Origin of the sequence: Pseudovibrio sp. M1P-2-3, assembly GCF_031501865.1 — a bacterium.
Lineage (GTDB): Bacteria > Pseudomonadota > Alphaproteobacteria > Rhizobiales > Stappiaceae > Pseudovibrio > Pseudovibrio corallicola.
This window is the reverse complement of the sequence record NZ_JARRCW010000001.1, coordinates 4,415,001-4,435,849: the sequence shown is the minus strand read 5'-3', so window position 1 is coordinate 4,435,849 and position 20,849 is coordinate 4,415,001. Positions and strand designations below refer to the sequence as shown.

Annotated in this window: 25 protein-coding genes (1 of these 25 only partly in view); 16 read left to right on the top strand and 9 right to left on the bottom strand. The window is 49.5% G+C overall.

Annotation, left to right across the window (positions count from 1 at the left end; all coding sequences use genetic code 11):
- Positions 1–24: 24 nt before the first annotated feature.
- From P6574_RS19565 to P6574_RS19530, 8 genes are all read left to right on the top strand, one after another.
- Positions 25–795 carry a cupin domain-containing protein gene (locus tag P6574_RS19565; protein WP_310621885.1) on the top strand — a complete coding sequence of 257 codons (771 nt, stop codon included), beginning with the start codon at positions 25–27 and terminating at the stop codon, positions 793–795.
- A gap of 65 nt (positions 796–860) precedes the next feature.
- Positions 861–1,544: a heme ABC exporter ATP-binding protein CcmA gene (ccmA, locus tag P6574_RS19560; protein WP_310621884.1), complete on the top strand. Its 684-nt coding sequence runs from the start codon at positions 861–863 to the stop codon at positions 1,542–1,544.
- 5 nt (positions 1,545–1,549) lie between these two features.
- On the top strand, positions 1,550–2,209 hold the full coding sequence (gene ccmB / locus P6574_RS19555) for a heme exporter protein CcmB (protein WP_310622204.1): 660 nt from the start codon (positions 1,550–1,552) through the stop codon (positions 2,207–2,209).
- A 115-nt stretch (positions 2,210–2,324) separates the two neighbouring features.
- Positions 2,325–3,098 (top strand): heme ABC transporter permease, encoded by a 774-nt coding sequence (locus P6574_RS19550; RefSeq protein ID WP_310621883.1) that lies wholly within the window; start codon positions 2,325–2,327, stop codon positions 3,096–3,098.
- The gene (gene ccmD / locus P6574_RS19545; RefSeq protein ID WP_310621882.1) at positions 3,099–3,293 is read left to right on the top strand and encodes a heme exporter protein CcmD; all 195 of its coding nucleotides are present in this window, start codon (positions 3,099–3,101) and stop codon (positions 3,291–3,293) included.
- Positions 3,293–3,904, top strand: a complete 612-nt coding sequence (locus tag P6574_RS19540; RefSeq protein ID WP_310621881.1) for a DsbE family thiol:disulfide interchange protein — start codon at positions 3,293–3,295, stop codon at positions 3,902–3,904. Before ccmD ends, P6574_RS19540 begins: the two co-directional genes overlap by 1 nt.
- A gap of 223 nt (positions 3,905–4,127) precedes the next feature.
- Entirely contained in the window at positions 4,128–4,880 is a 753-nt protein-coding gene (locus tag P6574_RS19535) for a DUF1223 domain-containing protein (RefSeq protein ID WP_310621880.1), read from the top strand.
- Between the two features lie 213 nt (positions 4,881–5,093).
- On the top strand, positions 5,094–5,981 hold the full coding sequence (locus P6574_RS19530; RefSeq protein ID WP_310621879.1) for a cation diffusion facilitator family transporter: 888 nt from the start codon (positions 5,094–5,096) through the stop codon (positions 5,979–5,981).
- Positions 5,982–6,576: 595 nt separating this feature from the next.
- Here the strand turns inward: P6574_RS19530 and P6574_RS19525 are convergent.
- The 4 genes from P6574_RS19525 to P6574_RS19510 form a co-directional block, all read right to left on the bottom strand.
- On the bottom strand, positions 6,577–6,834 hold the full coding sequence (locus P6574_RS19525) for a hypothetical protein (RefSeq protein ID WP_310621878.1): 258 nt from the start codon (positions 6,832–6,834) through the stop codon (positions 6,577–6,579).
- A 243-nt stretch (positions 6,835–7,077) separates the two neighbouring features.
- Positions 7,078–8,397 carry an ammonium transporter gene (locus P6574_RS19520; protein ID WP_310621877.1) on the bottom strand — a complete coding sequence of 440 codons (1,320 nt, stop codon included), beginning with the start codon at positions 8,395–8,397 and terminating at the stop codon, positions 7,078–7,080.
- A 24-nt stretch (positions 8,398–8,421) separates the two neighbouring features.
- Positions 8,422–8,772, bottom strand: a complete 351-nt coding sequence (locus tag P6574_RS19515) for a P-II family nitrogen regulator (protein WP_310622203.1) — start codon at positions 8,770–8,772, stop codon at positions 8,422–8,424.
- A gap of 890 nt (positions 8,773–9,662) precedes the next feature.
- The gene (locus tag P6574_RS19510; RefSeq protein WP_310621876.1) at positions 9,663–10,217 is read right to left on the bottom strand and encodes a DUF924 family protein; all 555 of its coding nucleotides are present in this window, start codon (positions 10,215–10,217) and stop codon (positions 9,663–9,665) included.
- A 137-nt stretch (positions 10,218–10,354) separates the two neighbouring features.
- On the opposite strand from P6574_RS19510, the gene P6574_RS19505 reads away from it, so the two are divergent.
- Positions 10,355–10,600 carry a sulfurtransferase TusA family protein gene (locus tag P6574_RS19505; protein ID WP_310621875.1) on the top strand — a complete coding sequence of 82 codons (246 nt, stop codon included), beginning with the start codon at positions 10,355–10,357 and terminating at the stop codon, positions 10,598–10,600.
- Positions 10,601–10,799: 199 nt separating this feature from the next.
- On the opposite strand, the gene P6574_RS19500 is transcribed toward P6574_RS19505, so the two are convergent.
- Positions 10,800–10,955, bottom strand: a complete 156-nt coding sequence (locus P6574_RS19500; RefSeq protein WP_310622210.1) for a hypothetical protein — start codon at positions 10,953–10,955, stop codon at positions 10,800–10,802.
- Here P6574_RS19500 and P6574_RS19495 point away from each other — a divergent pair.
- A complete protein-coding gene (locus tag P6574_RS19495) occupies positions 10,902–11,357 on the top strand; it encodes a low molecular weight protein-tyrosine-phosphatase (RefSeq protein WP_310622202.1) in 456 nt (151 codons plus the stop codon). The genes P6574_RS19500 and P6574_RS19495 overlap by 54 nt on opposite strands.
- Here the strand turns inward: P6574_RS19495 and P6574_RS19490 are convergent.
- The gene (locus P6574_RS19490) at positions 11,354–12,139 is read right to left on the bottom strand and encodes a phosphatase PAP2 family protein (protein ID WP_310621874.1); all 786 of its coding nucleotides are present in this window, start codon (positions 12,137–12,139) and stop codon (positions 11,354–11,356) included. The genes P6574_RS19495 and P6574_RS19490 overlap by 4 nt on opposite strands.
- 212 nt (positions 12,140–12,351) lie before the next feature.
- Between P6574_RS19490 and P6574_RS19485 the strand changes: the two genes are divergently transcribed.
- Positions 12,352–12,975 carry a 2-hydroxychromene-2-carboxylate isomerase gene (locus P6574_RS19485; protein ID WP_310621873.1) on the top strand — a complete coding sequence of 208 codons (624 nt, stop codon included), beginning with the start codon at positions 12,352–12,354 and terminating at the stop codon, positions 12,973–12,975.
- A gap of 6 nt (positions 12,976–12,981) precedes the next feature.
- Here the strand turns inward: P6574_RS19485 and P6574_RS19480 are convergent, their stop codons facing one another.
- Positions 12,982–13,254 carry a PepSY domain-containing protein gene (locus P6574_RS19480; protein WP_310621872.1) on the bottom strand — a complete coding sequence of 91 codons (273 nt, stop codon included), beginning with the start codon at positions 13,252–13,254 and terminating at the stop codon, positions 12,982–12,984.
- A gap of 228 nt (positions 13,255–13,482) precedes the next feature.
- On the opposite strand from P6574_RS19480, the gene P6574_RS19475 reads away from it, so the two are divergent.
- Complete coding sequence (locus P6574_RS19475) at positions 13,483–14,058, top strand: isochorismatase family protein (RefSeq protein ID WP_310621871.1); 576 nt, start codon at positions 13,483–13,485, stop codon at positions 14,056–14,058.
- A gap of 40 nt (positions 14,059–14,098) precedes the next feature.
- Entirely contained in the window at positions 14,099–15,061 is a 963-nt protein-coding gene (locus tag P6574_RS19470) for an AEC family transporter (protein ID WP_310621870.1), read from the top strand.
- A gap of 22 nt (positions 15,062–15,083) precedes the next feature.
- On the opposite strand, the gene P6574_RS19465 is transcribed toward P6574_RS19470, so the two are convergent.
- Positions 15,084–15,845 carry an MOSC domain-containing protein gene (locus P6574_RS19465; protein ID WP_310621869.1) on the bottom strand — a complete coding sequence of 254 codons (762 nt, stop codon included), beginning with the start codon at positions 15,843–15,845 and terminating at the stop codon, positions 15,084–15,086.
- A gap of 216 nt (positions 15,846–16,061) precedes the next feature.
- Here P6574_RS19465 and clpB point away from each other — a divergent pair, with 216 nt between their 5' ends.
- The 3 genes from clpB to P6574_RS19450 all read left to right on the top strand — a co-directional run bounded on the left by clpB (position 16,062) and on the right by P6574_RS19450 (position 20,046).
- Positions 16,062–18,665 (top strand): ATP-dependent chaperone ClpB, encoded by a 2,604-nt coding sequence (clpB, locus tag P6574_RS19460; protein ID WP_310621868.1) that lies wholly within the window; start codon positions 16,062–16,064, stop codon positions 18,663–18,665.
- Positions 18,666–18,825: 160 nt separating this feature from the next.
- Positions 18,826–19,290 (top strand): NUDIX hydrolase, encoded by a 465-nt coding sequence (locus tag P6574_RS19455; RefSeq protein WP_310621867.1) that lies wholly within the window; start codon positions 18,826–18,828, stop codon positions 19,288–19,290.
- Between the two features lie 150 nt (positions 19,291–19,440).
- The gene (locus P6574_RS19450; RefSeq protein ID WP_310621866.1) at positions 19,441–20,046 is read left to right on the top strand and encodes a DUF998 domain-containing protein; all 606 of its coding nucleotides are present in this window, start codon (positions 19,441–19,443) and stop codon (positions 20,044–20,046) included.
- Positions 20,047–20,192: 146 nt separating this feature from the next.
- Here the strand turns inward: P6574_RS19450 and P6574_RS19445 are convergent, their stop codons facing one another.
- Positions 20,193–20,849, bottom strand: partial view of a M23 family metallopeptidase gene (locus P6574_RS19445; protein WP_310621865.1) — the 3' portion only. It continues 1,305 nt past the right edge of the window; 657 of the gene's 1,962 nt are visible here — the last part of the coding sequence; its start codon lies beyond the right edge, outside the window; it ends in the stop codon at positions 20,193–20,195.

Sequence of the window (20,849 nt, the reverse complement as noted above, 5' to 3'; positions counted from 1 at the left end):
AATGTTCAGCGTGAGGCGAAAACAATGCATGATGATCATGATGTCTACGAGCATATGGCAGTTCTACTGGATGGAGCCCAGCTTACAAATACCGGAGACCAACTGACGTACCCCGGTCTCTTCCCCCCTTCCATCTCGTCAGTGATCATCACTCTGGCTCCGGGGGAGACGTTCAAAAAGCATCTCCATGTTGTGCCTGTTTATGCCTACGTTTTGCAAGGGGAGGTTACGATGACCTATGTGCAAGACCATGAGGAAAACGTAGTGCAGACCTATAGGCAAGGTGAGGCTTTTCTGGAAGCGGCCCATACTTGGCACTACGGGATGAACAAGGGTAAGGAACCCATGCGTATTCTTGCTTTGTTCTTGGGGGCAAAGGGCCTGCCCAATTTCATAGACCAGCCAGTTATGGGTAAAAGGCAGGAGCAGGCCAGGCATAACATTCATGGGGATATGAAAGTGCTGCTGGAGGATGTGGACGCGACCAATACAGGACAGCCGCTGGCTTATCCGAGCAAGCCCCCTGCAGCGATCACCTCAATGCTGATTACATTATTGCCCGGAGAGGAGATCCAGCCCCATATGCATGTAGCACCTGTCTTTGTTTATGTACTCGAAGGGCAAGTGACTTTGGACTATGAAGACACCCACACGCACACCTACAAACAAGGGGAAGCCTTTATCGAGGCGGTGAATACGTGGCATCACGGTATCAACAGCGGCAATGTGCCGCTGCGGGTTTTGGCTGTATTTATAGGGGCCAAGGGCTTGCCAAATACTATTCTGCCGCCCTAAGCAGATGTACGTGATGGAATTTTCAGGTAAGGGCAATCTCTTAGCTGAATATCGGGGTAGGGCTGTTGAAGCTGAGCTGTAATAATCTGACTTGTGACAGGGGCGGGCGACGCGTCTTTCACAAAATATCGCTCCACGTAGAAACGGGTGAAGCGCTTATTGTTCGCGGACCAAATGGCTCGGGAAAATCCAGCCTACTTCGAGTGATTGCAGGCTTCGTTGGCAAGGCCGGTGGAGAAATTGCCCTTGAAGGCGGTGATAAAGAGCGCTCGGTTCCAGAACACTGCCACTACTTTGGGCATCAAGATGCGTTGAAACCAGCTTTGAGCGTGCAGGAAAACCTGAGTTTCTGGCAACAATTTTATGAGCCGGTGCCCTATGAAACGGGCAATAAGAACACCACCCTTTCCATAGAAGAGGCTCTGGACACGCTGGGTATCCTTCATACAGCGCAGTTGCCCGCCGGCTTTTTGAGTGCAGGGCAAAAGCGCCGTCTGTCTCTGGCAAGGTTGCTTGTGGTTTCCCGACCCATCTGGATTATGGATGAACCAAGCGCTGCACTGGACGCTGCCTCTGAAAAAGTACTACTGGGTTTGATGGCGGAGCATTTGAACAAGGGTGGGCTTTTGCTGGCAGCAACGCACTTGCCCTTGGACCTGCCCAACACGCACTTTCTGGACATCGCCAGTTCTGACTCCTTAGAGGATGAAGATGCACGAAGTGACGATCAGGGGGACTATTGGCTATGAGCTGGATGACAAGCTTATTTATACGTGAGTTCCGGCTTGCAGCACGTGTGGGCGGTGGGGCATTGATCGGTGTTCTGTTTTTCCTCGCAGTCGTGACGGTGTTTCCCTTTGGCGTGGGGCCAGATTTGAAAATGCTGGCGCGCATTGGCGCGGCAGTTCTGTGGATTGGTGCTCTGCTGGCGACACTTCTGGGTCTGGACCGGCTGTTTCAGGCAGATCAGGAGGATGGAACGTTGGACCTTCTGCTTCTTTCAGGTCGCCCTGCGGAGTTGATCGTTCTTATCAAATGCGCTGCGCACTGGGCAGCAACGGGGTTGCCGCTGGTAATTGCGACGCCCGTTCTGGCGCTGTTTGTTAATTTGGAGCCGGCTGCAATTGGTGCGGTGGTGCTGACGTTACTGGTGGGAACACCTGCCCTAACCCTCGTTGGGGCGATTGGGGCAGGGGTGACTGTGTCTTTGCGGCGCGGTGGGGTGCTGCTTTCCATTTTGGTGATTCCGCTTGCGATCCCGATTCTCATTTTTGGTGTGAGCGCTGCAACGGCGGCTGTTGGCGGTTCGACCCCATTTCTGACACCTTTTTTATATTTAAGCGCAATCACTCTTGCCGCATTGGTCATTGGGCCTGTGGCGGCGGGGGCTGCACTGCGTGTTTCGGGTGACTAGGTGTTGCCATAATTACTGGGTGGGTTTGTGCGACAATGCGTCCCAAAACGGGACTTCATCGCTGGAATCTGCACTCGCTTGTTGATGCATAGACAATGAAAGCTTAAAAAGCCCTATGACTTTTTATGATCTTGCAAACCCAACTCGTTTTCTGGCTCTGGTCCAGAAATTGTTGCCGTGGCTTATCGGTGCCTGCGCTGTGACTATGGCTGCAGGCATTTACATGGCCTTGTTTGTCGCTCCCCATGATTACCAGCAGGGAGTGACGGTGCGGATTATGTATATTCATGTTCCATCCGCATGGCTGGCCCTGTTCTGTTATGGAATGATGGCTTTGTCCTCTATCGGTACTTTGGTCTGGAAACATCCTTTGGCGGATGTGTCTGCAAAGTCAGCTGCGCCTCTTGGAGCCTGTTTCACATTCCTTGCTCTTTGGACCGGTGCAATCTGGGCCAAACCCATGTGGGGAACTTGGTGGGTATGGGATGCAAGATTAACGTCGTTCCTTGTTCTCTTCATCATGTATTTGGGCATTATCGCTCTTTGGAAAACCATTGAAGACCCCATCAAAGCGGCTAAGGCAAATGCGATCTTGACCCTTGTGGGTGTGATCAACCTGCCGATCATCAAGTTCTCGGTGGACTGGTGGAACACACTGCATCAACCGGCCAGCGTGTTCCGTGCGGATGGGCCAAGCATGCACAGCTCCATATTGATCCCGCTGTTTGTGATGGCCATCGGGTTCACATTGTTCTTCACTTGCGTGCACCTGATGCTTATGCGCAACGAAATCTATGCGCGCCGTATTCGGGCCATGCGCCTGCGGGCTGCCTCTAAAGCGCCTTCTGCAAGTGTCAAAAACCAAGCTGCTGCACAGGGGGCCTCATAAATGTTCTTTGAAAGTCTCTTTACGGATCTCCCGCGCCATGCTGGCTATGTAGCGGCATGCTACGGTATGGCGGGAGTTATTATGACGGGCTTGGTTGTCGCTGCGTTCATCGCGAAAAAGAAACGTCTTGCTGAACTTGCTGCGCTGGAAGCCTCTGGTATTCGCCGCCGTTCCGCTGCTACTGGTAAAAAATAATGTCCACTGATGCTCAAAATAATAAAGCTGGAGAACAAGAACCCCGCCGCGGTTTTCCGGTTTTCGCTATTATTCCGCTTGTGATTTTTGGTGTTCTGGTTGTTCTCTTTCTCACCCAGCTGCTTTCGGGAAATAACCCTCAAGAACTGCCTTCTGCTTTACTGAATAAGCCTAGCCCAGAGTTTTCCGCCGTGCCGGTGGAAGGTCTTTTGAGGGATGGGCAGCAAATTCCGGGAATCTCCAACGAGAGTTTCAAGGACAAGGTGACAGTCTTTAACGTGTTCGGGTCCTGGTGTGGTCCATGCCGTGCGGAACATGAATACTTGATGGACCTGTCCAAGGATCCAAGAATCCAGATGGCTGGGCTGAACTATAAAGACAAACCACTGGCCGCCATTCGCTTTTTGAAAGATCTTGGAAACCCTTATGACTTGGTGGGCGCGGATTCCGGGCGCATTGGCATCGAATGGGGTGTTTATGGCGTACCGGAAACATTTATTGTCGATGGACAGGGAAATATTCGCTATAAATTTATTGGCCCGCTTACAGCTACAAGCTACAGGGATGTTTTTCTTCCCGAACTTGAAAAGGTCATTTCTCAGACAAAATAGTTTGCTACCCCTTTGACAGGATAGGAAAGTTTAGAGTGTATTTGAGCAAATCCCCTTTGTTCTCTATGCTCTGACTTTTTGGTTTAAGCGTATTTTTTGTGAAAGGGCCGACTGGCCTTTCTAGATGCCAAAGTAACTGCGTAGATCACCTGCTTGTGATTTTCCTTTATTGAATTGCATCTATATTGTTAATGCGCTGCTAACTTTAATTGAAGGGTTGGGAATGAAACTGAGACCTGCTGTCAAAACGCTTGCTATGCTCGCGTTTGTATCAACTTTTGCTCTTTTGAATGTTGGCATGGTCTACGCGCAGCCTGTCAAAGCTGTGGTTGAACTGTATAGCAGCCAAGGCTGCGGTTATTGCCCACCAGCCAATAAACTCTTGTCCGAGCTTTCCAAAAAGCCGAACGTGATTGCCATGGACTTCCATGTGAATATTTGGGATTTCATGGGCTGGAAAGATACTCTGGCCAACAAAAAAAACACGGACCGGCAGAGGGCTTATGCCTTATCGCGCCACGACAAGGGCGTTTACACGCCGCAAGCAATCATCAACGGAAAGCAGGATGTTGCAGGCAATGACCGGCAAGGTCTTCTTGAAACCGTGGAAGCCCAAACGCCTCTTTCTCTGGATGTGAATGCACGTATTGATAAAACCATGCTGGATGTTTCAGTAAGCGGCAAAGCGCATCCCCTTGAGCCCACTGAAGCCGATATCTACCTGTTGCGTCTCACCAAAAAGAAAGAGGTTGATATTCAAGGCGGTGACAATGCCGGCAAGGATATGCAATATGTGAATGTGGTAACCGATATAATTCCGATTGGAATGTGGATGGGTAAAGATACAGTACTCCGGTTTCCAAAATCTGCACTTGGAGAGATCAACGACAATACGCAATGGGTTGTTCTTGTGCAGTCTATGAACACCAAGGGGCCGGGGCCAATTCTTGGCGCGACAAAGTTTGAGGGTATTTGAGCTTTTCAAGTTGAGCCAGACTTGCGCTAAACACCAAGGCGTATTTTCAAATGTTGTGCCAGCCCTTTTTGCCTGTACGTCTCCAGATACATAGGTGAGAGCCATATTACAAAGATATGCTTAATGGATGTTGATATGCTCTCATTATCTGCTAAGGCTATCGCCAATTAAAAATCCGGGGCAAGGGCGCCGTAGTCTAGCGGGCAATAGAACATGAACGAGAGCATGCGTTTTGCTATCGGCAGTATAATAGTTGGACTGCTGATTTTTGGGATAAAGTACACAGCATTTGTGATGACAGGGTCGATCGCATTCCTGTCTGATGCGCTGGAATCCACCTTGAATATCGCCAGTGCCATTGCTGCCGCTGCCGCCCTTTATATGTCCCATAAGCCTGCGGATCATAACCACCCCTACGGTCACTACAAGGCAGAGTATTTCGCTGCTGTGCTGGAAGGTGTGCTTATTGTTCTGGCGGCTATCTTTATCCTTCGTGAAGCCTATCTGGGATTTCTCAATCCGCCACATCTGGAAGCTTCCCCCGAAGGGCTGGCGCTCAACGGCATTGCGACGGTAATTAATGCCAGCTGGGCCATCGCTCTTGGACGCATTGGCCGAAAGCACCGCTCTCCGGCATTGGTGGCTGATAGCAAGCACATCATGACAGATGTTTACACTTCAATCGGAGTGTTTGTAGGGGTGGCTCTGGTCTTTGCCACCGGTTGGGTGCACTTTGACCCGGCACTTGCTGTTCTGGTAGCCGTGAATATTCTGTGGTCCGGCTGGAAGCTGGTTCGCGAATCCATTGGCGGTTTGATGGATGAAGCTGCACCGGAAGGAGAGCAGGACGCTCTGCGTAAACTTATTTCCAAGTATGGGGAAGGGGCCATTGAAGCCCATGATTTACGCACCCGCCATGCAGGCCATGTGACGTTTGTGGACTTCCATCTGGTTGTTCCAAGCCAGCTTTCGGTGCAAGATGCCCACGAAATCTGTGATCGAATTGAAGAAGGCATCGCAAAGGATATGCCAGGTGCCCGCGTGACTATTCACGTTGAGCCAGAACATCATGCCAAGCATAAAGGAATTGTGGTGGTTTGATGTTAGCTGTTTAAGAAAGCCCCGTAGCCACTGAATGGGCTGCGGGAGAGTTCTATTTGTTGCTGATCCGCCGACGTATTGCCAGATAGAGGCTACCAGTAAGAACAACGAGGCCTCCAATACCTGCTGCGATTGGTAGAATGGCGCATCTGCAGGAGTATCCCCGTCACAAAAACCGGGAATGCAAACTCCACCGTTATTCCCTTCATCAACGATACTTAGATCTTGCGCACATGCTATGTCACTAACACTTAGAATAATAAATATTGAAAGTGCTAATAATAGTATTAATCTCATGGAGATTGCTAAATCATAGTTTTATTTTTGCTATAATTACGTTAAATATCCATTTAATGAGCGAAATTACCACAAAATATATTTTATTAAACTTATAAAGTTGAATTTATATTAGTAAATTACTTGTTAGATAATGTTGTTATTATATCGAATGATACTCTGAGCGATTCCAAATGATAGGAGAGGCTCTCGTTTTAACAGTGGAGCCTCACCGTTACTCTGGGACTTTAAGGCTGATTAGAGTTGCACCTGTCAAATAAAGCGGCGGGCTGACGTTTGCATCAGTCCCAATAGAACTTTACTTCGAGGTCATACGCCACCGTATTGCGCCATAGATTGCACCCACGATCACGACGATAGCTGCAACAATGGTTGTGATATGCCAAGCGGGTTCCAGCCGTATCACGTGCTCGCGGCAGGAAAGTGTATTTGCATGCTCAGGTTGGCTGCATAAATCACTTGCCTGATCCTTAGGCAGGTCTTGAGCCGAGACTATATCACCAAAACCAAAAATGATAATGACTGCCGTTGCCAATAGAAGAAAAGATAGTTTCACGATGTTCCCTCCCTTTGTCTTCATTTCAGAAGGTTATTTGTCTGGTGAGGTCCATTGTGTTGATGGGGTGTTAAAGAAGATAGACGATCACCAGTGCTCTAGAGAGACTATTCTTTTTTGGTTAACTCTTTTAGCTCTAGAGCCTACAAATTGTATCAATAGGCCGTGATGGATGGAAAAAGGCCCGATGTGAACACCGGGCCTTGAAGCTTGTATCAGCATACAATGTTGCTTGTGCGTTTCCTATAGGCGCTGGGAGCCTTGGCCGAATTCCGGATAGGCTTCGACACCAATTTCCACTTTGTCCAAGCCCATAGCCTCTTCCTCTTCGCTGACGCGGATACCCACGAGAGTTTTGAGAAGGAACCAAAGAACTGCAGAGACGCCGAAAGTGAATACGCCATAGGCAGCAATACCGATTGCCTGCACACCAAATGATGCGTCTGTGTTGGAAAGGGGAACAATCAATGTGCCCCAGATACCAGCAAGAAGGTGAACCGGGATCGCACCAACAACATCATCAATTTTCAGCTTGTCCAGCATTGGAACAGCAAAGACAACGATGGCACCACCAATACCGCCAATAATGACAGCTTGAAGTACACTTGGCGCGAGTGGTTCAGCAGTAATCGCCACTAGACCGGCAAGTGCGCCGTTGAGAGCCATTGTGACATCAACTTTTTTATAAAGGACCTGTGTGAGAATAACCGTTACGACAACACCGGCAGCGGCTGCCATGTTGGTGTTGGCGAAGATGCGGGAGATATCTGTCGCATCGCTGATTGTGCCCATTGCCAACTGGGAAGCGCCGTTAAAGCCGAACCAGCCAAGCCATAGGATAAACGTTCCCAGTGTTGCCAAAGGCATGGAAGAGCCCGGCATTGGCGTGACAGAGCCGTTGGCGTTGTATTTTCCTGAGCGTGCACCAAGAACAAGCGCACCGGCAAGAGCTGCCCAGCCACCTACGGAGTGCACCAGAGTGGAACCGGCAAAGTCAGAAAAGCCCATCTCAGACAACCAGCCTGCACCCCACTGCCATGAACCGGCGATTGGGTAGATGAAACCAGTAAGAACAATAGTAAACAGCAGGAAAGGCCAAAGTTTAATACGCTCGGCAAGCGTGCCGGAAACAATGGAAGCGGCCGTTGCGACAAACACCATCTGGAAGAACCAGTCGGATGCTGTGGAATAGCCGGTATCAAGCGCATCGCCGCCCACTGGGTCAAATGAGTAAGGGCCGAACGAACCGATAAAACCGCCATCAACACCCGTATACATGAGGTTGTAACCGGTGATCCAGAACATTAAACCTGCAATGGAATAAAGCGAAATATTCTTCAAACACTGCATGGAGACGTTTTTGGTACGCACAAGGCCGGCTTCAAGCATGGCAAAACCAGCAGCCATCCACATAACCAGAAAACCGCCAATCAGAAACAGTAGTGTATTGAATATGTATTGTACTTCCGGAGAGACCGGAGCTGTATCTTGAGCCAGTGCCGGTGTGGAACCTAGCGCCAACCCAAGTGCGGCGACACCCGCAAGTGTTTTTGAAATTTTCATAATATTTACCCCGATTTTCCGACCCTAGATGGCCTCTACACCCGCTTCACCCGTGCGAATGCGAACCACTTGCTCAATGTCGTAAACAAAAATCTTACCATCCCCGATCTGGCCGGTTTTTGCTGCGCTTGCGATAACTTCGACTGCTTTGTCGGCAAGGTCTGAAGTAACGGCAATTTCTACTTTTAACTTTGGAAGGAAACTGACCGCGTATTCGGTACCACGATAGATTTCTGTGTGGCCTTTTTGACGTCCGTACCCTTTGACTTCGGTTACTGTCAGCCCCTGTACCCCGATGCTTGTGAGCGCATCGCGCACGTCATCAAGCTTGAACGGCTTGATGATTGCCATAATAATTTTCATGCTCCACCCCATATGCTGTGTTTCGTTCATGTCGAAGTCGCCCCGGACATGAATTTTATCTAAGCCCCACTTAACCTCATGAGCCCATTTAGATCGGGACAGCGAGGTGAAGGACCGGCACGTCACAACCTTCCTTTCAAGTAACGTGCCAAGTTAAGGAGGAAGGAATTGGAGGGGGGAGGGAGAGTAGATAAAAGTTATATATTTCAAATAACTATAGGTGGTGATCAAGCAAAGATGACGTGAAATTTTGAGTGGTTGCTTTCGAAGTTAATGAAACTATTGGTTAAAATATAGGCGAATAATAAAAAATACTATGCCTAAAAATAAGGCGATTTGGGGTGGTAATATACCAGCACAGTTTTATCTGGATGCCATGGGGGCGATGCATTTGCGTCCTGTGAGCCAGTAGATCCTCTAGCACACATAAAATCATCAGAAATCGTAAGTGCATTAACTCCAAAGATTTTAGGATTATCAGCCAAGTTTGCTATGTATTTTGAGAGGTGATCAGATATCAATTATTTTGAAATACTTAAATTATAGGAATTTTTTTCAAAAATTGTTGTTGTTCTGCCTTAGGCTGAGCTGGTTTGAGTATTGCTACATAGCTTTAATTTATAAGGTAACCAGTTTTATTTGCTTGCTATTGGCGAATATGGTGTTGCTTGAAAAAACAAAGTAGCCATTCTCAATGAATGAGACAAAATGGAACGATATGCGGAAACCACAGAACCTTTCATGAGCGGTGCAATGATAAACTAATGGTTTGAAGAACTGCTCGATATTTCTATTCTTGAACAGACTCTGAGGCCGTGAAATATTGAAGGAAGGCATCTCACGGCCTTGATATAGTTTCTACGTATATTTCCAAAAATGAAAATCAGCCTTCGGAACGGGCTTTAGGCTCGGAAGCCACCTTCTTCCAAAAAAGTTACCTCTTCAGGGGTAGAAACTCGTTCCAGTGCTTCGTTGCGATGTGGGAAGCGGTTAAATCTGCGGATCACGTCCATATGGACGAGTGCATACAAGTAGTTCTGTTCGTTGCAATATTTGCGAAATAGATCAACGGCAAGGTCCTGATGTTCCATTTTTTCGGAATGCTCGAAGGGGAGAAAGAAGAAGGCCCGTTGTTCTTGATTGAATGCGCGGAAGTCTCCTTTTTGTAGGGACTTCTCGGCGATGACCAGAGCCTTTTCGTCCCCTGAAAAAGCACGGGCGGAGCCACGGTAGATATTACGGGTGAACTGGTCCAGCAGTAGAAGGAGGGCTAGTGTGCTGTGCGGTGACTGTGTCCAGTGATCCAGCTCACCTTCACAGGCTGCTTCAACAGCTTTGGAAAATTTTTGTTGGATTTGACTGTCAAAGTCGGATCCACCTTTGAACCAGCTTTCCGGGCCTGCTTGCCACCAGAAATCCAAAATATCAAGGGGAAGGGAATTGGAAATTGAACTCATTAAGGACTCCGGATCAACTATTTACTCAATCTAAAAAAAAAGTTAGCTACTGGCTGTGTCGCTTGTGGCTAAAAGGGTGTTGGCTTCACCTTTAGCAAATCTGTTAGCATAGTTTGCAGGAAAAATTGGAATAGCTGTTGGAAAAAGAAATCGTAGTCTTGGATGTTCTGGGCCTCAATTGCCCTTTGCCAGTGATGAAGGCTCGAAAAGCGCTTGCAAGAATGCACACGGGAGAGGTGCTTAAAGTTGCGGCAACTGACCCAATGTCTGCCATCGATATTCCTCATATGTGTAACGAGGATGGCCATACACTGGTATCGCTCTTGAAAGATGGGGACGTCAGGTATTTTGTGATTAAGCGTGGGGTGACCGCTGGAGAATAACAGCGGGTGAAACACAAAAATATGAAGAAAAGTTAGACCCCACAGTGCTGTGGGGGGACCGGACTTTGGAGGAGGACTGGTAGGTATGTTCGTTAATGCTGCATAAATGTGCTGGGAAGATACCCGATGCTTGGATTTCTTATTGAAACCGTCCTTTCTCCCTAGGTGCAAAAGGCCTTTGTCTGCTTTGTTGTTTCCTTTATTGTATTGATAGGGTGATCTGGAAGACCTTCGGTTTTTTAGGAAGAGAGTTGGCAGAAGGAAGATATTCGTGGGTGAAAAGCAACTGAGTGTTCTTTTTGTGTGTCTGGGAAATATCTGCAGAAGCCCGCTCGCGGAAGGTTTGTTTCGACATCATGTCCAATCTGCGGGACTCCAGAATAAATTTCAGATAGATTCTGCAGCAACGTCCCAATGGCACTTGGGTGAGCAACCTGACGAGCGGAGTGTTGAATCTGCTTGGCGCCATGGAATTGATATTTCATCACTGCGATCACGCCAGTTACATGCCTCCGATTTTGACAGGTTTGACTGGATTGTTGCCATGGATCAAGCCAACTTGGACGTGATTAAAAAAAACGCTCCAGAACCTTGCAAGGCAAACCTCCAGCTCCTGTTGGATGCACCAGATAAACGAGATGTGCCAGACCCTTACTTTGGAGGGGCGGATGGGTTTGAAAAGGTTTTCTCCTTGATCGATAAAGGCACCTTGAGCCTGCTGGTGAGGATCAACTCTGGCGAAGTACAGGCGAACTAACGATACTTATTGGATAGCACCCGAAGCCGTTTGCCTGCAGATTTTATGGCCTTTGGAATGATGTAGTGGAGCTTCACACCTAACCGGCTAAAGAGATTATCTAAAGCCTGTGGTGTATTCCAGTTTGCTTTAAGCTTGTACACTATAGCGTAACCGACCAGCAAAAAGATCATATTCAGGCCCCACGCCAGCAAAATGTCCGAGAGGAAGTGGCGACCAAATGCAATGCGATTGACAGAGAGCACAAGGCAAAGGACTCCGATGCCAATGCCCAGCGGCATTCGCCAGTGTTTGGGGGTGATAAAGACAAGCCCGAATAGCCAAAAGGCTGAAGATGCCTCTCCCGAGACAAACGAGCAGTTCTCAGGGCAGATATTGGTTGGTGGCCAGATACTGGCAAAAGGCGCGGAGCCACCGAAGACCTCCGTTTGAAATGGACGCGGGCGCCCCCAATAATCCTTCAGTCCCCAATTTACGAAGAGAAGTGGGCCCGCAAAGCAGGTTCCCAGCAAAAACAAAGGTGCACGTAAGTCCACCAAAGGCTTACTGTGGGGGAAAATGAGCTTAAGCAGCAGAATAGAAAGGGAGGTGAGAAGCACCAGTGTGACGAGGAGTACGCCTATTTTTCGCAGGGTATTCAAGAGGGCAGACTCTCGTGCAGGAAAACTGCTGTTGCCCCCATAAAACAACTGGGACATGGAGAGATCTACCTCGGGGAAGCTAAGGAAAAAACTGGTAGTGATAAGCAGATAAAGCCCTGTTGCAATAAATAGGGAAGCCATCCAAGAACTGGTCGGGATCGTCTGTTTCTTTTTCACTCAAACACCTGCCGATGAATATCGTATTTTACGCCAAACGCTCTTTGCTGGTCTGTGCCTGTTTTTGCCGATACGCTAGCAAGGCCAGACTCAAGAATTTTACAGGGCTGGGTGGGTTCGCAATACTGTCTATACTAACACCGCTGACAGTATGGGAAGGAAAACGGGGGGGAGTGATGATAAAAGAAAAACGGTCGATGCCAATAGTGAGTTTCTGGTATGAGTTTGCCTCTCCCTATAGTTACCTGAGCGCGATGACACTTGCGCCACTGGCGCAGGCGCGCGGTGTGAAGGTTGTCTGGCGTCCCTTCCTCCTTGGGCCTATTTTTAAAAAGAAGGGCTGGGAGGATTCTCCCTTTAATCTTGATCCAGTAAAGGGGCGTTATATGTGGCGGGATATGGAGCGCTGCTGTGAAGCCTTGGGCCTTCCATTCGTCAAGCCGAGCAATTTTCCTCAAAACAGCTTAGTGGCGGCCCGCATTGCTTACTTCGGGCAGGACAAGGCGTGGGGGGAGACGTTCTCCAAAGCGGTCTTTCACGCACAGTTTGGCCTTGGGGAAGATATCGCGAATCTAGATCTGCTTGCGGGGATTTTAAACGAGATTGGGGCACCTTCAGAGCAGGTTTTGCGAAACTGTGAAAGTAATGAAGTGAAAACCGGATTGCGGGCGGCGGTAGTGGAAGCCGAGGCGCAAGGAGTTTTCGGGGCTCCCACTTTTGTAACTGCAGAGGGAGAGCTTTACTGGGGGCATGACAGAATGGATGACGCCATAGAGAGTGCATTTGCCCTGTTGGTTTAGGGGGCGCTAGTTAAAGGTTATTTGGATTACTTTTCCGGAGGCCTTGTCCACCTTGATCACCAGTGCGTTATTGTCCTTAATAGCTTCGGCGCTGATTGAGTTCACATCCACATGAATTTCATCAACCGTATACCCTTGAGCTTCCAATGCATCCGCTATCTGGGAAATGGAAGTTCCAAGCTTTGTCCCAACAATGATTTTTGCAAGGCTTGGGCTGCATATTCCAACCAATATTCCCAGTGAAAGCGCTAGTGCTGTTAGCTTTCCGTGAATTCTCATATGTTTTACCTCCTGTTCGAATAGTAAGATGCATTCCTATTCAGCTTATTCTCAGAGTTTGACAGAGCTAAAAGCAGTTCATTGCGGAAAGGTATACAACCATGATTAGGTTTAAGTTGTTGAAGTAGATTGGGTTTTGGTTAAATTTTTATGTTGGGTCAGATCTGTATTGTGTGGATGGGGAGAATTGCCTACTACTGTTAGTCCTAGTGAGGGAAAGCCGGAAAATTGTTAGACAGTGTAGATGTTGACCGCAATCCAGTGCCTCTTGTGGTGCTTGATGTCCAAGACGCGATTGACCAACCCGTCTGGGATGGAAAAAGCAATCCGGACTATATAGAGAATATTCAGCGTTTTTTGGGGCTTTGGCGGGAGAAGGGATGGCCTGTCATACACATCAAGCATGATGAAGCTACGCCCACATCTACCTATCACACCTACGGTCCTTGGAACGCCATTAAAAAGGAAGTTAAGCCGGTCAAAGGTGAAGTCATTATCATAAAACAACAGAACAGCGCCTTTATCGAAACGGACCTGCACAGTACTCTCAAAACTATGGGAGCAAAGCAGATGGTTTTGACTGGTGTTGTTATTCATAACAGTATGGATGCAACTGTTCGGGCGGGAAAAGCGCTGGGCTACAACATTATCTTACCCTCGGATGCGACGACCGCAGTGCCGGTGACAAATAAAAGCGGGCAGACGTGGGATGCGAGGACAGTTCATGATTTGACAGTCGCTATTCTTGAGGGGGAATACGCTATGGTCGCTCCATCGGCGGCCATCCTTGAACACTTTATCTGAAACAGCCTACTCGGGTCTTCGCCCAGCGGAATATTAGTTTATGATTGATGCAGTGGTGCACTTGGTTGCACCGATTTTTCTTATAATCGCGCTGGGTTTTGTTACAGCCTATTCAAAAATTCTAAAGGAAGGTATGGGGGATACGCTAGGAAACTTCTGCGTTTCCATTCTTGTTCCGCTACTCATTTTTAGAACCCTTTCCCAAGCAAACCTTGGAGCTGTGTTTCCAGCCCCTCTATGGGGGGCATATTTTGGCGGGTTGCTGAGTGTTTATCTGCTTGGTGCTATTATCGTTCGATATCTTTTCAAAAGGGAGGCGAGGGCTGCTGTCATCGGCGGTATTACAGCGAGCTATGGAAATACTGGGCTTGTGGGTATTGCGTTGATCACGTCTCTGTACGGGGAAGATGGTTTGGTGCCGCTCTCGCTTATTATTGCCCTGCACTTGCCTATTGTTGTTTTCCTTTCAACGATCTTGATGGAAAGAGCCGTCGTTATGGATGGCTATGGGGCTCCTCCGCCATTGGGGCAGGCCTTCAAAGGTGCTTTCCTAAGCCTTTTGAAGAACCCGATCATCATTGGTATTATTGCAGGATTACTTTGGAATTTTAGTGGCTTGGCTATGCCTGCCCTCGTTGAGACTGCGCTTGTGTCTCTAGCGAAGTCTGCAAGTCCTGTGGCCTTGTTTGCGGTTGGTATGACGCTTCTGGACTATGGGATTCGTGGCACGCTTGCCATAGGCTCGGTGCTCAGTCTTTTGAAAATCATCATCATGCCACTGCTGGTCTTTTTGCTTGTCTCTCAGGTTTTTGTGTTGCCGCCCCTTTGGGTGAGTGTGGCAACCATTGCTGCAGCTTGCCCGACGGGCGTGAACGCCTACTTGATGGCCAGCCAGTTTGGAACGGGACACGCAATGTCTGCAAATGCGATTACATTGACAACATTTGCAAGCGTCGTGTCTGCTAGTGGCTGGCTCTACCTTTTGGATGTAATGGGGTACTGAGGCTTTTCGCTCCCCAACTTGATCAGGCAATCACAAGATCATCGCCGCAGGACATGGTTCCGCCTTGCATAACTTCCAGATAGACGCCCACGCTCATATGGCCGTGGGTTTTGAAAAGGTGAGAGGGAAGCTTGGTGTCGCGCTCGGCGGTTTCCGGGTTCACATCAACAGCGGCGCAGCGCTTGGTTGGCTTGTGGAAACGGAATTTTACATCTCCTGATGTGATGGACTTTTCTGCCCATTCCAACTCGGAGAACGGCGGAATATCTTCTATGAGGATATTGCCGCGAAAGCGGGATGGGTCCAGATGAATGCCTGTTTCTTTGCTGAGCTGCTTCACGGTTTCAAGGTTGACCACATGGATGCGTTTTTCGCGAAGGTCGGAGAAAGAATGCCCGTCACATTGTAGAACCTTTGCAGGACCTGAGAGAACGGCTGCCATTTCAATATTGAAGAAAGTTTCCACAGCGTGTCGGCCCACGGGAGTTTGCAGGTTTGCATGGCAAACTTCTTCGCACTCCTGAAAAATTCTGATCTCATGCGTTTTCAGGTCAAAGCGGCAGTGCAAACCGGCAAGGTTTGCGAAGCGGGCAAGAACAATGAACTTTGTTTTGGCAATGTGCTGCGGATTGGCTGGATCGAATCCTGTGGGTCCGTTTTCGATTGCGTATGCCCGATCCAGAGGAAAGGTGCCACCAACTTCAACTGTGACCTGTTCTAGTCGGTGAGGACTAAGGCCTTTTATGGGATGGGTGGCGAGTTCTTTAATCTTTGCAATCTGCATTTGCAGCTTTAATCCTTCATTCCATTAAAATTTACGAAACCAGTTTTCGTAGTTTCTCCCAGAGGATTCTTGAAGCTAGCCCCTTTTCACTCCATTTTGAAGACCTATATCAAGGGTGCAGGAAGAGTTTCCTGCTTCGGGTGCTCCCTAAATGAGGCCCTTAATTTTCCGCGTGTCACCTACGCTTCGGGTGGGCTGGCAGAGAGGAGAGACATTATGGATTTTGAAAAGTACTCTGAAAGAGCTCGTGGCTTTATTCAGTCAGCGCAGACCTATGCCTTGGGGCAGGGTCACCAGCAATTCACCCCTGAACATATTCTGAAAATCCTTCTGGATGACAAGGAAGGCATGGCCTCTGGTCTGATCCAGCGTGCGGGCGGGCAGGTTCAGGATGTGCGGCTGAAACTGGAAACAGATCTGGCAGCAATGCCCAAAGTGAGCGGCGGTAACGGCCAGCTCTACCTTGCGCCGGCAACTGCCAAGCTGTTCGAGCAAGCCGCAAAAATCGCTGAAAAGGCAGGGGATTCCTTCGTCACCGTGGAGCGGCTGCTGCTCGCTCTTGCTATGGACAAAGACAGCAATGCGGGCAAGGCCCTTGCGCAAGGCAAGGTGACGCCGAACGCGTTGAATGATGCCATTAATGAGCTGCGCCAAGGGCGTACGGCGGATACAGCTTCCGCTGAAAGCCAGTATGACGCCTTGAAAAAGTTCGCCCGCGACCTGACACAGGACGCGAAAGACGGCAAGCTGGACCCTGTGATTGGCCGTGATGATGAAATCCGCCGTACCATTCAGGTTTTGTCCCGCCGTACCAAAAACAATCCAGTTCTGATTGGTGAGCCCGGCGTTGGTAAAACCGCCATTGCGGAAGGCTTGGCCCTTCGCATTGTGAACGGGGATGTCCCTGAATCCTTGAAGGAAAAACAGCTTCTCGCCCTTGATATGGGCGCGCTTATCGCTGGCGCAAAGTATCGCGGTGAATTTGAAGAGCGTTTGAAAGGTGTCCTTTCAGAAGTGCAGGCCTCTAACGGCGGGGTTGTCTTATTTATTGATGAAATGCACACGCTGGTTGGCGCGGGTAAAACAGATGGTGCCATGGATGCGTCCAACCTGTTGAAGCCCGCTTTGGCGCGCGGCGAACTGCATTGCGTTGGTGCAACGACGCTGGATGAATACCGCAAGCACGTTGAGAAAGACGCCGCCTTGGCCCGTCGTTTCCAGCCGGTGTTTGTGAGCGAGCCAACGGTGGAAGATACCATCTCCATCCTGCGCGGTATCAAGGAAAAGTATGAGCTGCATCACGGCGTTCGCATTTCTGATAGCGCGATTGTGTCCGCAGCCACGCTTTCCAACCGCTATATCACGGACCGGTTTCTGCCCGATAAAGCGATTGATCTGGTGGACGAGGCTGCCAGCCGCTTGCGCATGCAAGTCGATTCCAAGCCAGAAGAGCTGGACGAGCTGGACCGGCGGATCATTCAGCTGAAGATCGAACGCGAAGCGCTGAAAACAGAAAATGATGAGGCGACCAAAGACCGCCTGTCCAAGCTGGAAAAAGAGCTGACGGATCTGGAAGATGAGTCAGCTGCCGTCACCCAGCGCTGGCAGATGGAAAAAGACAAACTGAACAGCGAGCAAAAGCTGAAAGAACAGTTGGACGAAGCCCGCATTAATCTGGAAAAAGCGCAGCGCACAGGTGATCTGGCAAAAGCTGGTGAGCTGGCTTATGGCGTGATCCCGAAACTGGAAAAAGAGCTGGCAGAAGCAGATAAGAACGAATCTGCTGAGGCAATGGTCAAGGAAACTGTCGGTAGTGACAGCATTGCCCATGTTGTGTCCCGCTGGACCGGTATTCCCGTTGATAAGATGCTGGAGGGCGAACGCGAAAAGCTTCTGCGTATGGAAGATGAGCTTGCCAAACGGGTTGTTGGTCAGGCCGAGGCGGTTGGAGCAGTCTCTACTGCAGTTCGCCGTGCCCGCGCCGGGTTGCAAGATCCCCACCGGCCAATAGGTTCCTTTATGTTCCTTGGCCCAACAGGGGTGGGAAAAACAGAGCTGACCAAAGCGCTGGCCTCCTATCTGTTTGATGATGATAGTGCCATGGTTCGCATTGATATGTCCGAGTTCATGGAAAAGCACAGTGTGGCTCGCCTGATCGGTGCGCCCCCCGGGTATGTGGGCTATGAAGAAGGCGGTGTTCTAACCGAAGCTGTCCGTCGTCGCCCCTATCAGGTGGTGCTGTTTGATGAAATCGAAAAAGCCCATAGCGATGTGTTCAACGTACTGCTTCAGGTACTCGATGATGGCCGCTTGACCGACGGGCAGGGCCGCACCGTGGACTTCCGCAATACACTCATTATTCTGACGTCGAATATCGGCTCGGAATTCCTTGTCGCACAAGGCGAAGGAGAGGATGCAGACGCCGTACGTGGACCTGTGATGGAGGCGGTGAAGGCGCATTTCAGACCCGAGTTCCTCAACCGGCTGGATGAGATCATTCTGTTCCATAGGCTTAAAAGGAACCAGATGACTGACATCGTCAAAATCCAGCTCAAACGCCTGCAAAAATTGCTGGATGAACGGCACATCACTCTGGATCTGGAGGATGCCGCGCTCAACTGGCTTGCGGACAAAGGCTATGACCCTGCCTACGGCGCCCGCCCCCTGAAGCGGGTGATCCAGAAACAGGTGCAAGACCCCATGGCCGAAATGCTCCTTTCCGGCAAGCTGCTGGACGGGCAAACCGTGAGCGTGGCGGCTGGAACGGACAGATTGCTGTTTAATGCGCAGCAGCACGAGGAAAAACAAACGGCAGCTTGATGAAAGGGCGGCTGTAAAGCGCGAGAGGGTGTGCAGAGTGCCAGCAACGATGAGTTTTTTCATCGGGAGCTGGAGGCTCGCACACCCTATTTTGTTTGTAGGCGCCAACAAAGTCTCCTAGGTTGAATGGAAAGAGACAAATATTTGCGATGAGAGTTTTATGAAAAGCATTCCGGTTAACGTGTTTATCAGCTCCGTTTTTTCCATAAGAAACAGAGAAACCAGACCTGAAGTTCTGCTTTTGAAACGTACGCAGGGACTGGCTGGTGAGTGGTGCCAAGTTGCAGGTAAAATCAAAGAGGGCGAAACCGCCTGGCAAGCAGCCCTGCGCGAATTGGGTGAAGAAACGGGCTTAAAGCCTCTTTCACTTTATCGGGCTGATGTTTGTGAGCAGTTTTATGAGCCTGCTCGGGACGCAATTACGATGACGTGTGTTTTTGTGGCTTTTGTAAATGCCAATGACACAGTATCGCTCAATCACGAACACAGCGCCTATCGTTGGTCCAGTTTTGAAGATGCAATCGAACTGGTTCCCTTCGGCGGTCAGAGGCGGGTGCTTCGTGCGATAGAGGAGGACTTTGTGCAAAGAAAACCTAGCAAGCACCTTCTTATAAAAGAACTATAGCGGTGAGATGTTTCATTGAAACACTTCACCGCTATAGTTGTTGTTTTTGTGCGTATCTCAATCCGAAAACCGGAGTCCACTTTTCGCGATACGCTCTAGAAAGTTCGCAGAATTAAACCAGCGGGTGTCATTTCTTGCGGGGGCAGGGTTATGAAAAAATCTGATCTGGCAGTTTTATTTGCAGCACTCAGTTACATTTGGCTCTTCACCACTGTTTTCTTGGGTGGGGCGTTCTACCCAAATTACAGCCATACCTCTCAGTTTATGAGTGTTTTGGGAGCAAATGGTGCGCCGTTTGGTCAAGAGGTCAACCTGTGGGGCTTTGCTGTGGTGGAGCTTCTTCTTCTACCCAGCCTCGTTCTGTGCTTTGTCTATCTCATGCGTACAACGCAGGAGCGCCTTGGACTGGTCATTTTCGCAGGCTATCCGCTTCTCCTCATTGTTGCGGCGTTCTTCCCCTGCGATTTTGAATGTAAACCGGATGATCCCACAAGAACGCAGCTCATTCACATGAGCGCCGGTTTCCTTAGCTATCTTTGCGCAATTGTCGGCCTGAGTTTCTTATCCTGGACACGGAGTGAAAGACCTTATTGGGGACTGCTCAGCTTAGTGCTGGTGGTTATGCTCTTGAACCTGTCCCCTGATAACGCTCTTGCGGGCCTCACGCAAAGGGCTTTGGAAACTGGCATATATCTTTGGTTTATGGGGCTTATATTAAGCAGGCGCCAGCAAGAGGGGCGGGCGATGCCACGCTGATGTTTCTACGACCAGCGTGACCACTATTAGAGAGACTGTCATTTGACTTAATTCAATCAAGCGCCAAGAACTCGCTTAGAATATAAAAACTAGCGTGCGAAGCGCAAATGCGAATGAACGCGACGTACTCTAAATAAGGCCCGGGCTTATTTGCTTAGAGATGCAACCAGATTGCCGGAGTAGCCCTGATCCATCAGCTTGTTGATGCGGTCCCGTTCTCTTTGAAAGGCGGCGAGGGTATTTCCTTCAAGCGAGCGACCCTTGGGCATCTTGATCTTCATGGGGTTCACAAACCGCCCGTTCACTTTTACTTCGTAATGCAGGTGGTTGCCGGTTGAGAGCCCGGATGTGCCCACATAGCCGATTACCTGACCTTGACGAATTGGCTCGCCTTCTTTCACAATAGAGTTGATGGCGCTCATATGGTTATACGTGCTCACATAGCCGTTCTTATGGGCGATTTCCACGCGCCGGCCATACCCGCCAGTCCAGCGTGCTCTTTGAACCAAACCATCGCCCGCTGCCAGAATAGGCGTCCCGCGGGGGGCAGACCAATCGACACCACTATGCATACGGCGGGTTTTATAGACAGGGTGGCGGCGCATTCCAAAGCCACTGTTAAACCGGCCTGCAGCAATGGGCTTGCGCAATAGGAACTGCTTTGCGCTTTTTCCTTCTTCGTCATAAAAATCCGTATACCCGTCCTCAGGCGTCCGGAACCGGTAGAATTTGTAGTCCCTTCCATTCAGGTGAATGGACGTGAAAAGAATTTCCGGCGGGTTTTCACTTTCCTCTTCAGGCTG